This window comes from Streptomyces sp. NPDC019937 (genome assembly GCF_040631655.1).
GTDB lineage: Bacteria > Actinomycetota > Actinomycetes > Streptomycetales > Streptomycetaceae > Streptomyces.
The window spans coordinates 1-14,025 of sequence record NZ_JBEYAL010000091.1; the positions used below are offsets into that span (position 1 = coordinate 1).

Genomic DNA, 14,025 nt, shown 5'->3' on the forward strand with positions numbered 1-14,025 from the left:
ACGAGCGCGGGGCCGCGAGGTGCCGCCCGCCGCGGCAGCGGCTGATGTCACAGCGGCGTCGGGAGCCCGGCATGATCCACACGACACCCCCCAGGAGCGACCTTTGGGGTCAGGCGCCCTCGCCGAAGCGGGCCGCCTCCTTCGTCCAGGCCGCCGCCTGATCGCTGAGCGAGAGGCCGAGACCGGCGCGGCCGGGGATGACCATGCGGCCCTCGCGCAGCTCCAGCCGCTCGTTGAACAGCGGCTCCAGCCACTCGAAGTGCTCGACCCACGCGGTGCGCGGATAGGCCGCCGAGAGATGGACATGGATCTCCATCGCGAAGTGCGGCGCGAGGCTCCGGCCCTTGTAGTCGGCGAGCGTCATGATCTGCAGGAAAGGGGTGATGCCGCCGACCCGTGGGGCGTCGGGCTGCACGAAGTCCGAGGAGCCCGCCTCGATGAGCGCCGCGTGCTCGTGCGCGCTGGTCAGCATCTCGCCGGTGGCTATGGGCGTGTCCAGGGTGGCGGCGAGGGCCGCGTGGCCCTCGGCGTCGTACGCGTCGAGCGGCTCCTCGATCCAGGTGAGGTCGAACTTCTCCAGCACCCGGCCGACCCGGGTGGCGGTGATCCGGTCCCACTGCTGGTTGGCGTCCACCATCAGCGGAACGCCGTCTCCCAGATGCTCCCGTACGGTCTCCACCCGGGCGAGGTCCACACGCGGGTCCGGCGAGCCGACCTTGAGCTTGATCCCGGCGACGCCCCGGGAGCGGGCCAGGTCGATGTTCTCCAGCACCTGCTCGATGGGCGTGGAGAGAAAGCCGCCGGAGGTGTTGTAGACGCTGACCGCGTCGCGGTGCGCGCCCAGCAGCTTGGCCAGCGGCAGCCCGGCGCGCCGGGCCTTGAGGTCCCACAGCGCGATGTCGAACGCGGCGACCGCCTGCACGGCGGCTCCGCTGCGGCCCATGGACGCGCCCGCCCACACCAGCTTGTTCCACAGCCGGGCGATGTCGCTGGGGTCCTCGCCGATCAGCTCGGGCGCGATCTCCTGGGCGTGGGCGTACAGCGCGGGCCCGCCGGCCCGCTTGGAGTAGCTGAAGCCCAGGCCCTCATGGCCGCCCTCGGTGCTGATCTCGGCGAAGAGGAAGGCCACTTCGGTGAGTGGCTTCTGCCTGCCGGTCAGCACCTTGGCGTCGCTGATGGGCGCGTGCAGCGGCAGATACACCAGGGAGAGCCGGATCGCCGAGATCCGGTCGGTGCTGGCCTCACCGGGCGCGGAGGCGAAGGGTTTGAAGGCGACGGAATCACTGGGGGCGACACTCATGCGGTGCTCTCCTCGGCATCGTGCTGGCGTCGGAGACCTACCATCCGCCGCCGCTCCGAAAACCGTCCAGACCCGAGGTGTAGGAACTCCCCTTGATCACATCCGTGAACAGGCCGGGCCCGCACCGTGCGGTGCGGGCCCGGCCTGTTCATACACGTGGTGTTCAGCCCAGGCGCTGAACCAGCGCCCGGTACTCGTCCCACATCGCCTTCGGCGTGTGGTCACCGAAGGTGTTGAGGTGCTCGGGGACCAGGGCGGCCTCCTCGCGCCACACCTCCTTGTCGACGTTGAGGAGGAAGTCCAGCTCCCCCTCGTCCAGTGCGAGGCCGTCGGTGTCGAGGGACTCCTTGGTCGGCAGGATGCCGATGGGGGTCTCGACACCCTCGGCGCGGCCGTCGAGGCGGTCCACGATCCACTTCAGGACGCGGCTGTTCTCGCCGAAGCCGGGCCAGACGAACTTGCCCTCGTCGTTCTTGCGGAACCAGTTGACGTAGTAGATCTTCGGGAGCTTCGACTGGTCCTTGTCCTTGGCGACGTCGACCCAGTGGGCCATGTAGTCGCCCATGTTGTAGCCGCAGAAGGGCAGCATCGCGAACGGGTCGCGGCGCAGCTCACCGACCTTGCCCTCGGCGGCCGCGGTCTTCTCGCTGGCCACGTTGGCGCCGAGGAAGACGCCGTGCTGCCAGTCGAAGGACTCGGTGACCAGCGGGACCGCGCTGGCGCGGCGGCCGCCGAAGAGGATCGCCGAGATCGGCACGCCCTTGGGGTCCTCCCACTCGGGCGCGATGATCGGGCACTGGCCCGCGGGGGTGGTGAAGCGGGCGTTGGGGTGGGCCGCGGGCGTCTCGCTCGCCGGGGTCCAGTCGTTGCCCTTCCAGTCGGTGAGGTGGGCGGGCGCCTCCTCGGTCATGCCCTCCCACCACACGTCGCCGTCGTCGGTGAGCGCGACGTTGGTGAAGACGGAGTTGCCCCACAGGGTCTTCATCGCGTTGGCGTTGGTGTGCTCGCCGGTGCCGGGCGCGACGCCGAAGAAGCCCGCCTCGGGGTTGATCGCGTACAGCCGGCCGTCCTCGCCGAACCGCATCCACGCGATGTCGTCGCCGATCGTCTCGACGGTCCACCCGGGGATGGTCGGCTCCAGCATCGCCAGGTTGGTCTTGCCGCAGGCGCTCGGGAAGGCCGCGGCGACGTACTTCGACTCCCCGCGCGGCGGGGTGAGCTTGAGGATCAGCATGTGCTCGGCGAGCCAGCCCTCGTCACGCGCCATGACGGAGGCGATGCGCAGCGCGTAGCACTTCTTGCCGAGCAGCGCGTTGCCGCCGTAGCCGGAGCCGTAGGACCAGATCTCCCGCGACTCGGGGAAGTGCGAGATGTACTTGGTCGTGTTGCACGGCCACGGCACATCGGCCTGGCCGGGCTCCAGCGGGGCGCCGAGGGTGTGGACGGCCTTGACGAAGGCGCCGTCCTCGCCCAGCTCTTCGAGTACGGCGCTGCCCATGCGGGTCATCGTGCGCATCGAGACGGCGACGTACGCGGAGTCGGTGATCTCGACGCCGATCGCGGACAGCGGCGAGCCGAGCGGCCCCATGCAGAACGGGACGACGTACATGGTGCGGCCACGCATCGAGCCCCGGAATATGCCCTGTTCGCCCGCGAAGATCCGGCGCATCTCGGACGGGTCTTTCCAGTGGTTCGTCGGACCCGCGTCCGCCTCCTTCTCGGAGCAGATGAAGGTGCGGTCCTCGACGCGCGCCACATCGCGGGGATCGGAGGCCGCGTAGTACGAGTTGGGGCGCTTGATCGGGTCGAGACGTTTGAACGTGCCCTTCTCGACAAGTTGCGCACACAGACGGTCGTACTCCGACTCCGAACCGTCACACCACACCACTTCATCGGGCTGGGTGAGATCGGCGATCTCGCCGACCCAGGAGATCAGTTCCTGGTGCCTGGTCGGGGCCGTGATGAGGGCGGAAGCCACATTGCTGGGCGCCACGATCGCTCCATCCCGCCGGAACCGCACTCGCTCCGGCGCTTGGTTTGAGGGTTTGGGCGGATATGTGCACGCATATCCGCATATGGAGACAGCTACCCCTTGGGGGCTGCGACCCGGATGCTCAGCTCATCCGGTGCCGACCGCGCTCATTTGATCATCCGACGATGTGGGCGATCTGTCCAGTGGGCACCTTCGTGACCATCACCACTCGACACGACCGGTAACTAACGGTGGCTGGGTAGCATGAGCGCCATGACTGCAGCCGCGCCCGACGCCGCCGTTGACCAACCTCCAGGGCCCGAGGCAGCCCCCCTCCCCCTCAAACCCATGCTGCGCGGCTGGCTGCACGCCGGCATGTTCCCGGCCGCGCTCATCGCCGGAGTGGTGCTCACCGCGCTCGCCGACAGCCCGCGCGGGCGCATCGCGTGCGCCATCTTCACGCTCACCGCCTGCGCGCTCTTCGGGACGAGTGCCCTGTACCACCGGGGTAATTGGGGCCCGCGCGCCACGGCGGTGCTGCGCCGCCTGGATCACGCCAACATTTTCCTGATCATCGCGGGCACCTACACGCCCTTCACGCTGCTGCTGCTCCCGCGGGGCAAACAGGAGCTGCTGCTCTGGCTGGTGTGGGCCGGAGCGCTCGCCGGGATCGCCTTCCGGGTGTTCTGGGTCGGCGCCCCGCGCTGGCTCTACACCCCGTGCTACATCGCGCTGGGCTGGGCGGCGGTGTTCTTCCTGCCGGACTTCCTGCGCACCGGCGGCATCGCCGTCATGACGCTGATCGTCGTCGGCGGCCTGCTCTACAGCGCGGGCGCGGTGATCTACGGGACCAAGCGCCCCAACCCCTCACCCCGCTGGTTCGGCTTCCACGAGGTGTTCCACTCCCTCACCCTCGCCGCCTTCGTCGTGCACTACATCGGGATCTCGCTGGTCGCCTACCAGCACTCCTGAGCCCGGCCGCCCGCCGGTGCCCGACAATGACCGGCATGGGCTCCGCACACACGACCCCCGCCGGGCACCGGCCCGGACTGCGCGAACGCAAGAAGATCCAGACCCGGCAGGCGATCCGGCGGGCCGCCTACCGGCTGTTCGCGGAACAGGGCTACGACGCCACCCCGGTGGACCGGATCGCGGCGGCCGCCGACGTCTCCCCCAGCACCGTCTTCCGCTACTTCCCCGCCAAGGAGGACATCGTCCTCACGGACGAGTACGACGAGGCCATGGCCGCCGGGATCCGGGACCGGCCGCTGGACGAGCCGCCGGTCGCCTCCCTGCGGCGCGTCCTGATCGACATGGCGCGGCGGCTCACCGACGACGAGCGCGAGGAGATGCTGACCCGCCTCACCCTGATCCGCCAGGTCCCGGCGCTGCGCGCCCGCATGGGCGAGGGCATGGCCAGGACCGGGACCATGCTGGGAGAGGTCCTGGCCGAGCGCAGCGGCCGGTCACCGGAGGACTTCGAGGTGCGGGTGCTCGTCGGAGCCGTCCTCGGGGCCCTCCAGGAGGCGGTCTTCCACTGCTTCGACCACCACCGGGTGGAGACCATGGAGGACAGCGTCGACCGCGCCCTGGGCATGCTCGCCCGCGGCCTGCCCCTGTGACCGCCGCGCCCCCGTCGCCGCAGCCCCCGCCCTCCGCCCCTTTACGGCGTCAGCCGCCGAGCCGGGCCGTCAGCGCCGCCACGTCGTCGGTCGGGGCGTCACAGGTGAAGTGGCGGCAGACGTACGCCGCCGGGCGCCCCTCCAGCAGCACCCGCCCCTCCAGCAGCGGCACCTCGTCGGAGCCGGGAGCACCCACCGCGATCACCGCGCCCGGTGCCGTGGCCAGCAGCGCGGCCCGGTGCAGGGCGCGGGTCCCGGGGTCGTCGTCCGGTCCGACGACGGCCACCTCGCGCGGCCCGTCCAGCAGCGCCTCGGCGACCGCCAGGCCCCAGCCGATGAACCGCGGCACCCGTCCCCCCAGCGCCCGCACCACGACCAGGGCCCGCTCGGCCGCCTCCCGGTGGCGGCTGCTGCCGGAGACGGCCGCGTAGGACAGCAGCGCCCCGGCGGCCGCCGTCCAGCCCGAGGGGGCGGCGTTGTCGGTCGGGTCCTGGGGGCGGCGGATCAGCGCCTCGGCGTCGTCGGCGGTGTCGAACAGGGTGCCGTCCTCGGCGGCGAAGTGGTGCAGCACGGTGTCCAGGAGCAGCCCCGCGAAGTCGACCCATACGCCCTCGCCGGAGACCGCGGCCAGGGCGAGGAAGCCCTCGGCCACATCGGCGTAGTCCTCCAGCACGCCCGCGTGGCCGCCCACGGCTCCGCCCAGCGAGGTGCGGGCGAGCCGCCCGCCGGTGTCCATGTGGAGGCGCACGAGCAGGTCGGCGGCCCCGGTCGCGGCCTCGACCAGGTCGGGGCGGTCGAAATAGGCGCCGGTCTCGGCGAGGGCGGCGATGGCCAGCCCGTTCCAGGCGGCCACGATCTTGTCGTCGCGGCCGGGCCGCTCCCGCCGCTCCCGCGCGGCCAGCAGCCGCTCCCGTACGGAGGCGAGCCGGGCGGCGTCGGCCGGGGGCGCGCCGTCGGGCAACTGGAGGACGGACGCTCCCCCGCCGCGGCAGCGGCTGATGTCACTGTCGAAGGTGCCCTCCTCGGTCACCCCGAAATACGCGGCGGCCTGCTCGGCGTCCGCCTCGCCCAGCACCTCGCGCAGCTGCTCCGGCGTCCAGACGTAGTAGGCGCCCTCGACGTGCCGGCCGGTGCCGTCGTCGCTGTCGGCGTCCAGCGCGGAGGCGAATCCGCCCTGCTCGGTGCGCATCTCGCGGACCAGGAAGTCGGCGGTCTCCAGGGCGACGCGGCGCGCGAGGTCCGAGCCGGTGGCGCGCCACAGGTGGGCGTAGACGCGGCACAGCAGCGCGTTGTCGTACAGCATCTTCTCGAAATGCGGAACGATCCATTCCGCATCGACGGAGTAGCGTGCGAACCCGCCGCCGAGCTGGTCGTAGATGCCGCCGCGGGCCATCGCCTCACAGGTGGACTGCACCATCTGCAACGCGCCCTCGGAGCCCGTCCGGGCATAGTGCCGCAGCAGGAACTCCAGCGCCATGGACGGCGGGAACTTCGGCGCCCCGCCGAAGCCGCCGCGCACGGCGTCGAATTCGCGGGTCAGCCCCATCAGCGCGGCCGCCATGTCCTCGGCGCCGGGCGGCTGCGGCGCGCCGGAGCCCAGCGCGATGCCGGTGCGCTCGGCCAGGTCCCGCACGATCTTCCCGGCCACGTCCCGCACCTCGTCGCGCCGGTCGGACCACGCGGCGCGGACGCCCTCCAGCACCTGCCGGAAGGAGGGCATACCGGGCCGGGGGCGGGGCGGGAAGTAGGTGCCGAAGTAGAAGGGCTCGGCCTCGGGCGTCAGGAACACCGTCATCGGCCAGCCACCCTGCCCGGTCGCGGCCTGCACCGCCTCCATGTACACGGCGTCGACATCCGGCCGCTCCTCGCGGTCGACCTTGACGGAGACGAAGTGGGCGTTCAGATACTCGGCCGTCTCGGCGTCCTCGAACGACTCGTGCGCCATGACGTGGCACCAGTGGCAGCTGGAGTAGCCGACGCTCAGCAGCACGGGCACCCCGCGGCTGCGCGCCTCCTCGAACGCCTCATCCGACCACGGTCGCCAGTCGACCGGATTGTCGGCGTGCTGCAGGAGGTAGGGGGACGTTTCGTGCGCCAGGCGGTTCGGCATACCCCCATCCTCCCCCACGGCGCGGGGCCCGGGTGAGTTGTCCACAGGGGCGACTGTCCGGTTGTCCACAGGGGCGGCTGTCCGGCTCCCTGCTGACGGGCGATGCCGCTAGTCTCGCCTGGGACTCAGCAGGACGCACCCGAACGCCGGAGGAGACAGCGATGGAACCGCCCACGGAAACCCCCACCACACTGGGCGAGCAGCTCCTGCTCCTCTCCTTGGACGACGAGTCCGGCGCCGCGAAGGAGCCGGCGAAGGTGGCCCTGGCGATCTCCGCGGCCTCGCTGGTGGAACTCGCCCTGGCCGGCCGGATCGAGGTGGCCGACGACAGGGTCGCCGTCGTCGACGCGACGCCACTGGGCGAGCCCGCCCTCGACTCCGCACTCGCCGCCATCGGAGGCAAGGCCGATCCGGGCAGGACCAAGGACTGGATCAACCGGCTGAAGACGGACGCGGTGGCCCGGGCGAACACGGCCCTGATCGAGAAGGGGCTGGTCCGGGAGGAGAAGAAAAAGGTGCTCGGCCTCTTCCCCGTGCGCCGCTATCCGGAGGCCGACGGCTCGGTGGAGGCGGCAGTGCGGCAGCGCCTCGACGCGGTCGTCCTCCAGGGCGCGCCGCCGGACGCCCGCACGGCGAGCCTGGTGGCCCTGCTGCACGGAGCGAAACTGCACCGCCTGGCCTTCCCGGACGCCGACGCGCGCCGGGTCACGGCGGCCATGGAGTCGATCTCACACGGCCAGTGGTCCGCGACGGCGGTGCGCCACGTCGTCAAGGCCGCGGAGGACGCCCTGACGGCGATCATCGCGGTGACGGTGACGACGACGGTCATCGCGGGCGGCTGACGGCGTCCTCGGTGAGTGTCGCGGGGGTGGCCCACCGAAGCGTGGGAGCGCCGTCCTCGGTGAGCGTTTCCGCAAGCAGGTCGCAGTAGTGGCGCAGGTCCGCGTGCCAGCCGACGAACGAGGCGAAGTCCCGCATGTGGACGGCCAGTCGGAGGGTGGCCGCGCGTGCGGTGCCGTGCGGGAGGGCGGCGGTGCCGTCGCCGCCGGTGTAGCCGGAGAGCAGGGCGTGGGCCGCGATCCCGTAGTCGACCGGCGGGCCCTGTCCGGCGGAGCCGAGTCCGCGTGCGGCGGCCGCGCGCAGTTCGTGCAACTCGCCGAGGAGCCATCCGAGGTCGAGGGCGGGGTCGCCTCCGGTGACCTCCTCCCCGGTGAGCAGGGCGGTGTGATCACCGTCGGGGGAGGGGACCAGCCAGCCGGTGCTGGGCGCACCGTGCAGCAGGACGGCGCCTCCCCCGCCGGGTGGTTCGTTCGCGGCCTCGGCCCAGTCCGTCAGCCGCGCCCACAGCGAGGGGCCGAGCCGGGTGCGGGCCAACGCGCGCAGCCGCGTCGTGTCAGGGGTGCTCTCCTCTCCGGAGACCCAGGCGAGGAGCCGTCGCACACCGTGGTGCGGCGGCCGCTTGGGCAGCTCCCACGGCTCGTGGTGCAGCCGCCGAAGTGTCCTGCCCGCGCCCGCCAGGGCACGTACGGAGAGCCGGAAGGCGGTGTCGTCACCGGAGGGCAGCAGCCGGGCCACGGAGACGGCGCCCGGCACGCGGTACAGCACACCGGACCGCGCACTCGACCGCGTCTCCCCCCGCGACGCCGGGTCGGCGGCCCACTCCCCCAGGGCGAGCCGGGCACCGCGCCGGTCTTCGGGGGCGTTGCCGGTGGGGGTGCCGACGGCGCCGGGCGTGCTGACGGCGCCGGGCGTGCCGACGGCGCCGGGCGTGCTGACGGCGGTGTCGACGCGGCGCAAGGCCGCGCCGACCGCCGTCGGGGGCAGGCGCTGCGGACGGGTGTGGGCCGGCCCGGGGGCGCGCAGCCAGCTGAATCCGGTGTTCCCGTGGTATCGCACGGTGATCCGCAGATAGCGGGTGCCGTACTCCCGTACGGTGATGGGCTCAGCCACCGTGCCGCCGCCGGACAGCCTCGATGATCTCCCGGGCATCCCGGAACGCCGCCTCCCGTCCCTCGGTGAAGAGCACCCCCGCGCAGTTGAGGATCACCTCGTCCACCCCGGCGTCCCGGTACGCGTCGAGCCGGGCGGCGATGTGGTCCGCCGAGCCGAACACGTAGGTGCCGCTGTCCACCAGGGCGACGGCACCGGCCCCCGGGTCGGACGATTCGGCCGGCACACCGGCCCGGCGCAGCATGTCCGTGTAGTGGTCGGCCGAGAGGTGTCCGGCGGCAGCGGTGTGGGCGAGCGAGTACGGGTCCCGTCCGCCGCGCTCCACCGCGACGTGGACGACGGTCGCCACGCGGCAGCGGGCGTCCCTGTCCTTGCCCCCTTCCTCCAGGGCCGGCAGCAGGGTCTCGGCGACGTATCCGGGCGGGGTCATCCAGGTGATGGCGACATCCGCGACGCCACCGGCGGTACGCGCCATGTTGGGGCGCAGCACCCCCACGCCGACCTCCACGCCGGGATGCTCCATGGGGATCAGCCGCCCCCGCAGCGCGTGGTAGTCGCCCGCGTGGTCGACGACCTCCCCGTCGAGCAGGGAGCGGACCGTGCGCAGGTAGTCCGCGGCCATCGTCCGCGGGCTGGGATAGGGGCGTCCGTTGAGGCTGCGCACGAACGCCGGCGCGCCGACGCCGTATCCGGCCACCACCGCCTGACCGGTCATCAGGGCCAGTGAGCGTGCCTGGAGGGCGGCCTCGTACGGATGGCGCAGCGGCATCAGGGTCACGCTGGTGCCTATGGGGACGCGTACCCCCGCGCCGGCGAGATGGGCGAACGCCTGGTGGGTCTCCACCTTGAGCGACTGCCCGGTCCACAGGCGGCGCGCACCGGTGTCGCGTACCAGCTCGGCGTAGGGCCGCAGGGCATCCGGGGTGTCCGGCATGTTGGGCACGAGCACGCTCGGGAGCATCTGGCACACCTTCCCTTGTCTCTGGCTGCTGTGACTCCTGCCAGCTATTGCTTTTCCTTGACGAACTGTTGTGTTTCCACTACGTTCCTTGCATGAGCCCAGTGAGCCATCGCGAGGGAATGGCGATCTACAACCAGCTGAGAGTGCTCCGCGCGGAGCGCGGCCTCAGCAGGGTCGCACTGGCCAAGTTGGTGGAAGTGCACCCGCAGACCATCGGTGCCATCGAACGGGGCGACTACTTCCCGAGCCTCGATCTGGCGTTCCGGTTCAGCGACGTGTTCGAGCTGCCCATCGAAGCGATCTTCAGTCGCAAGCCCTTCACCCCACTGTCCGCCCAGCTGTACAACAAGGAGGCCCGCTCATGAGTCGGCAGGGTTCCGGCGAGGCAACGGACATGGTCCGCAGCCCCACGTCCCCCGTAGCGCTCGCACTCTGCGCGCTGAGCGCGATCATGGTGGTGCTGTCGCTCGTCTCCGAGGGCAACGCGTTCTCCGACTCGTGGTGGCTCGTGGCCTTCGCCGTCTGGCTGCTGGTGTGGGGCGTGCTGCGCTCGATGACCCGCGGCGTGGCCGAACGGCCGCTGAAAGGACTGGACGAACGCGAACGCGGGCTGCGCGACCGGGTCTCCTTCATCGGATACCAGTGCGCGGTCGGCGCCGGCATGGCCGTCGTCCTGCTCATGGTCGTCTTCCAGAACGAGCCCGGAATGATCGAGCGGATGCCCGCGCTGCTGACCACACTGATGCTGACGTCATCGGCGCTGCCCTCCATCATCCTGGGGTTGTCCGGTGCGGGCGTCGGGGACGCCGAGGCGGATCACGACGAGTGACGCGACACGCGGAGACCGGTGATCCGGTTATCGTGCGGCAGGGCGGGTGCCCACCGATTGCGGCGGTGGGCACCCGCCCTGCTTCTCAGCGGGTCACGCGGTTCAGCAGGAGTGGTCGAACGTGTTGTCGATCGACACGGCCGAGACGGCGGACGCGGCGGAGATGCACGCCTGCGACGAGGTGGTGATGGTGATGGTGGCGCCCGGGGCCTCCACCGCCGGAACGATCTCGTCGGCGTCGGCGTAGGCGGAGTAGCCGCTGATGAGGGACTGGGTGTTCATCATGACTCCCGTTGGGTGACAGTGGAATTGATCGCCGACCGGATCGCCCATTTGATAAAGCGCGCTCTCCGGCCGCGACAGAACCATTCCCCGACCGGCGCCGTGATGGCAATGGGGTTGACCGCATGCGGACACTGGCCGCTATCGGTCAACGCTCCCCGTTGAGCCGGTACCCGACCCCGTTCTACACTCGCCCGGATGACCCGGAATCAGCTGCACCGCCTGGTATTGGACAATGGTCTTCGGGTGCTGATGGCACCGGATCCCGCAGGCGCCTCGATCGGCATCGCGGTGCACTGCGGCGTCGGTTTCCGGACCGAGCCCAAGGGACATACGGGCCTCGCGCACCTCTTCGAACACCTGGTCTTCCAAGGCGGTCGCCGTGCCGCACCCGAGGGGTACCTGCCCCAGGTGCAGCGCGTCGGCGGTTTCGGCGACGCCAGAACGCGTCAGGATGTGACGGTTTATTACGCCGCCGCCCCCGCCCCCGCATTGGAAATGCTGCTCGCGCTCGAAGCGGACCGAATACGCTCGCCTTGCATTTCCGCTCGCACCCTGCGCACCCAGACCGCGGTGATTGACGAGGAGATCCGTCTCATGGTGCGCAATCGCCCGTACGGCACTTTCCCCTGGGTACTGCCGCGCACCCTGCACAGCCGCGCGGAGAACACCAGGGACGGATATGGCGAAACCGCCGACCTGGCAACATTCGACATTCCGCTGTGCGAGAGGTTTTTCGCCGACCACTACGGCCCCGGAAATATCGTGCTGACACTGACCGGCGCGTTCGCCCCGGGGACGGCGGAGCGTCTCGTACGCAGGCACTTCGGGACCCTGCCGGCGCGTCCGTCGGTGGTCGCGCCCGACGCGCACGAGCCGTTGCCGCGAGAGGAGCGGCGGCTGACGGTCGCCGACCCGCACGCCGGGTCGCCCGCGGTGGCGGTGGGCTACCGGATGCCGGACCCGGTCGCCGAGCGCGCCGATTATCTCGCGCACCTCGTGCTGGCCGCGCTGCTCGGACAGGGCAGGCAAGCCCTGCTGCGCCGAGGGCCGACCGCTGCCGCGGAGGTGTCGAGCCTCTCGGTGGGCTGCGGTCTGTTCGGGCTGCCGCTGGACACGGCGGGGCCCGATCTGCTGACGCTGTTCGCGGTGCACGAGCACGAGCACGGCGCCGAAGACGTCCTGGCCGCGCTGGACGGCACGCTGGAGGCGCTGGCGAGGGACGACATCGACGCCGGCCTGCTGCGCGCCACGACCGCCCGCTGGGCCGCCGGGGCGCTGCGCGAACTCGGTGACCCGGGCACCCGGGCACAGTTGCTCGGTCTGCGCGAAACGCTGTTCGGCGAGGCCGAGTTGACGCACGCGCTGCCGGAGCTGGTACGGACGGGGGTGACCGGTGAACAGGTGGGCCGGGCCGCCGCCCGGCTCAGGGCCGCGCACCGGACGGTCGTGCGCTTCATACCGGGAGAAGCCGCGCCACGGGGTGCCGCGCGGGAGAAGGCGGCATGACCGGAGGCGTGGTGAGCGAGCGCCGGCCCCACGGAAGCCGACCGGATGCCGGCCGTACGGCGGTGAGCGGCACGGACGCGCGCCACCCGCACGGGCGGCTGCCGCTGCCCGACGTCGACATCACTCTCGACAACGGACTGCGGGTGGTGGTCTGTTCGGCACCCGTCGTCCCCCTCGTCGAGATCCGGCTCACCGTCCCGTACGCCGCCGCCGGCTCCGGCGAGGTGGCGCTGTGCCAACTGCTGGCCGGGGTCCTGCCGCAAGGCACCGCGCACCGGAACGCGGACGACTACGACGCGGCGCTCGCCGCGCACGGCGCCACCCTGAACTCCGCCGCGGACGCCCGCAAACTCACCCTCGCCGGGCACACCATGGCCGGCTCCCTGCCGCCCGTACTCGCGCTGCTGGCCGAATCCCTCCGTGCGCCACGGCTGACGGAGGACGTCGTCCTCCCCGAACGCGAACGGCTGGCACGCCGCATACGGCTGGCCACCCACCAGCCGGCGGCCCTCGCCCAGCACGCGCTGCTGCGACGGCGGTACGGCGAGGAGGCCGCCGCCCGGCGGCAGCCGACACCCGACGTGGCCGCCGCCTGCACACCGGACGCCTTGGCGAAGCTGCACGCGCGGCACCTGGGGGCAAGAGGGGCGGTGCTCGTGCTGGTCGGAGACCTGCGGCCGGAGGAAGCCGTCGCCACGGTCCGGGAAGTGTTCGGGTCGTGGGAGGCGGGGCCGGCAGGCGGCACACCCGAGGTGCCACCGTGGTTCGCCGGCGGGCCACTGCTCCCCGTGGACCGGCCCGGGTCCGTGCAGAGCCTGATCCGGCTCGCCACCCCCGCGCTGCCCCGGACGGACCCGGGCTACCCGGCCCTGCACCTGGCCCAGTTGGTCTTCGGCGGGTCGTTCGCCTCCCGGCTGGTCGCCCGTCTGCGCGAGGGCGAGGGGTACGCCTATCAGCTCGGTTCGGGCGTGGAGTCGGTACCGGGGGCCTCGACGCTGATGGTCGAGGCCGACACCGCCGCCGAGCACACCGTGCCGGCCCTCGCGGTGATCAAGGAAGAGCTGGAGCGCATGACGGCCGAGCCGCCGTCGGAGAGGGAGGTCGACGCCGCCAGGAGCTACGCGTCCGGTTCCACCGCGACGGCGATGTCGTCACCGGGCGCACTGGCATCAGGTCTGGCGAACCTGCTGCACATCGGTGTCGGTTCCGACTGGTTGCACAACTGGGGACCGCTGCTGGAAGGCGTGCCGTACGACGCGGTCGGCGAGGCGGCCCGACGGTTCTTCCGGCCCTCCGCTTTCACGGGTGTGATCGTCGGCGACGCCGCGGCGGTGGCACCGCTGCGCCGGGGCGCCACCGGCGAACTCGACTTCTGACGGCTCCGCGCACGGGGGCTGTGCTTCCCGGATGGGGGGAGGGGGGGGCGCCGGCCCCGGGGGCGGGGGGGGGGGGTGCTGGGGGGGGGGGGCCGGGGGGGGTGGGCCCCGCGC

13 protein-coding genes are annotated in these 14,025 nt (G+C 71.9%); 7 read left to right on the forward strand and 6 right to left on the reverse strand.

Going from position 1 to position 14,025, the window contains the following annotated elements; all coding sequences use genetic code 11:
* Nucleotides 1-109: 109 nt before the first annotated feature.
* Together ABZ562_RS40650 and ABZ562_RS40655 are read right to left on the reverse strand one after the other, a co-directional pair.
* Nucleotides 110-1,300: a mandelate racemase/muconate lactonizing enzyme family protein gene (locus ABZ562_RS40650; RefSeq protein ID WP_361490380.1), complete on the reverse strand. Its 1,191-nt coding sequence runs from the start codon at nt 1,298-1,300 to the stop codon at nt 110-112.
* A 163-nt stretch (nt 1,301-1,463) separates the two neighbouring features.
* Nucleotides 1,464-3,293, reverse strand: coding sequence for a phosphoenolpyruvate carboxykinase (GTP) (locus tag ABZ562_RS40655; protein ID WP_361490382.1), 1,830 nt, complete (start codon nt 3,291-3,293; stop codon nt 1,464-1,466).
* Nucleotides 3,294-3,545: 252 nt separating this feature from the next.
* On the opposite strand from ABZ562_RS40655, the gene ABZ562_RS40660 reads away from it, so the two are divergent.
* On the forward strand, nt 3,546-4,244 hold the full coding sequence (locus tag ABZ562_RS40660) for a hemolysin III family protein (RefSeq protein ID WP_361490385.1): 699 nt from the start codon (nt 3,546-3,548) through the stop codon (nt 4,242-4,244).
* Nucleotides 4,245-4,270: 26 nt separating this feature from the next.
* The gene (locus tag ABZ562_RS40665) at nt 4,271-4,894 is read left to right on the forward strand and encodes a TetR family transcriptional regulator (protein WP_361490387.1); all 624 of its coding nucleotides are present in this window, start codon (nt 4,271-4,273) and stop codon (nt 4,892-4,894) included.
* Between the two features lie 49 nt (nt 4,895-4,943).
* On the opposite strand, the gene ABZ562_RS40670 is transcribed toward ABZ562_RS40665, so the two are convergent.
* Entirely contained in the window at nt 4,944-7,004 is a 2,061-nt protein-coding gene (locus ABZ562_RS40670; protein WP_361490390.1) for a thioredoxin domain-containing protein, read from the reverse strand.
* A 161-nt stretch (nt 7,005-7,165) separates the two neighbouring features.
* On the opposite strand from ABZ562_RS40670, the gene ABZ562_RS40675 reads away from it, so the two are divergent.
* Complete coding sequence (locus ABZ562_RS40675) at nt 7,166-7,846, forward strand: GPP34 family phosphoprotein (RefSeq protein ID WP_361490393.1); 681 nt, start codon at nt 7,166-7,168, stop codon at nt 7,844-7,846.
* Here the strand turns inward: ABZ562_RS40675 and ABZ562_RS40680 are convergent.
* Both ABZ562_RS40680 and ABZ562_RS40685 read right to left on the reverse strand, forming a co-directional pair.
* On the reverse strand, nt 7,830-8,954 hold the full coding sequence (locus ABZ562_RS40680; protein ID WP_361490395.1) for a hypothetical protein: 1,125 nt from the start codon (nt 8,952-8,954) through the stop codon (nt 7,830-7,832). The genes ABZ562_RS40675 and ABZ562_RS40680 overlap by 17 nt on opposite strands.
* A complete protein-coding gene (locus ABZ562_RS40685; protein WP_361490396.1) occupies nt 8,947-9,915 on the reverse strand; it encodes an LLM class flavin-dependent oxidoreductase in 969 nt (322 codons plus the stop codon). Before ABZ562_RS40685 ends, ABZ562_RS40680 begins: the two co-directional genes overlap by 8 nt.
* 92 nt (nt 9,916-10,007) lie before the next feature.
* On the opposite strand from ABZ562_RS40685, the gene ABZ562_RS40690 reads away from it, so the two are divergent.
* Both ABZ562_RS40690 and ABZ562_RS40695 read left to right on the forward strand, forming a co-directional pair.
* Entirely contained in the window at nt 10,008-10,280 is a 273-nt protein-coding gene (locus tag ABZ562_RS40690) for a helix-turn-helix transcriptional regulator (RefSeq protein ID WP_361490399.1), read from the forward strand.
* Nucleotides 10,277-10,744 carry a hypothetical protein gene (locus ABZ562_RS40695; RefSeq protein WP_361490402.1) on the forward strand — a complete coding sequence of 156 codons (468 nt, stop codon included), beginning with the start codon at nt 10,277-10,279 and terminating at the stop codon, nt 10,742-10,744. The genes ABZ562_RS40690 and ABZ562_RS40695 overlap by 4 nt, the downstream gene beginning before the upstream one ends.
* A 102-nt stretch (nt 10,745-10,846) precedes the next feature.
* Here the strand turns inward: ABZ562_RS40695 and ABZ562_RS40700 are convergent, their stop codons facing one another.
* The gene (locus tag ABZ562_RS40700) at nt 10,847-11,029 is read right to left on the reverse strand and encodes an LxmA leader domain family RiPP (RefSeq protein WP_361490405.1); all 183 of its coding nucleotides are present in this window, start codon (nt 11,027-11,029) and stop codon (nt 10,847-10,849) included.
* Between the two features lie 195 nt (nt 11,030-11,224).
* Between ABZ562_RS40700 and ABZ562_RS40705 the strand changes: the two genes are divergently transcribed.
* Together ABZ562_RS40705 and ABZ562_RS40710 are read left to right on the forward strand one after the other, a co-directional pair.
* On the forward strand, nt 11,225-12,535 hold the full coding sequence (locus ABZ562_RS40705) for an insulinase family protein (RefSeq protein WP_361490408.1): 1,311 nt from the start codon (nt 11,225-11,227) through the stop codon (nt 12,533-12,535).
* Nucleotides 12,532-13,911: a pitrilysin family protein gene (locus ABZ562_RS40710; protein WP_361490410.1), complete on the forward strand. Its 1,380-nt coding sequence runs from the start codon at nt 12,532-12,534 to the stop codon at nt 13,909-13,911. Before ABZ562_RS40705 ends, ABZ562_RS40710 begins: the two co-directional genes overlap by 4 nt.
* Nucleotides 13,912-14,025: the final 114 nt, after the last annotated feature.

Excerpts from the sequence above, each read along its gene's own strand:
- ABZ562_RS40665 (WP_361490387.1), top strand. The coding sequence starts at position 4,271 with ATGACCGGCATGGGCTCCGCACACACGACCCCCGCCGGGCACCGGCCC.
- ABZ562_RS40700 (WP_361490405.1), bottom strand. The coding sequence starts at position 11,029 with ATGATGAACACCCAGTCCCTCATCAGCGGCTACTCCGCCTACGCCGAC.
- ABZ562_RS40685 (WP_361490396.1), bottom strand. The coding sequence starts at position 9,915 with ATGCTCCCGAGCGTGCTCGTGCCCAACATGCCGGACACCCCGGATGCC.
- ABZ562_RS40650 (WP_361490380.1), bottom strand. The coding sequence starts at position 1,300 with ATGAGTGTCGCCCCCAGTGATTCCGTCGCCTTCAAACCCTTCGCCTCC.
- ABZ562_RS40660 (WP_361490385.1), top strand. The coding sequence starts at position 3,546 with ATGACTGCAGCCGCGCCCGACGCCGCCGTTGACCAACCTCCAGGGCCC.
- ABZ562_RS40675 (WP_361490393.1), top strand. The coding sequence starts at position 7,166 with ATGGAACCGCCCACGGAAACCCCCACCACACTGGGCGAGCAGCTCCTG.
- ABZ562_RS40690 (WP_361490399.1), top strand. The coding sequence starts at position 10,008 with ATGAGCCCAGTGAGCCATCGCGAGGGAATGGCGATCTACAACCAGCTG.
- ABZ562_RS40710 (WP_361490410.1), top strand. The coding sequence starts at position 12,532 with ATGACCGGAGGCGTGGTGAGCGAGCGCCGGCCCCACGGAAGCCGACCG.
- ABZ562_RS40705 (WP_361490408.1), top strand. The coding sequence starts at position 11,225 with ATGACCCGGAATCAGCTGCACCGCCTGGTATTGGACAATGGTCTTCGG.
- ABZ562_RS40695 (WP_361490402.1), top strand. The coding sequence starts at position 10,277 with ATGAGTCGGCAGGGTTCCGGCGAGGCAACGGACATGGTCCGCAGCCCC.
- ABZ562_RS40670 (WP_361490390.1), bottom strand. The coding sequence starts at position 7,004 with ATGCCGAACCGCCTGGCGCACGAAACGTCCCCCTACCTCCTGCAGCAC.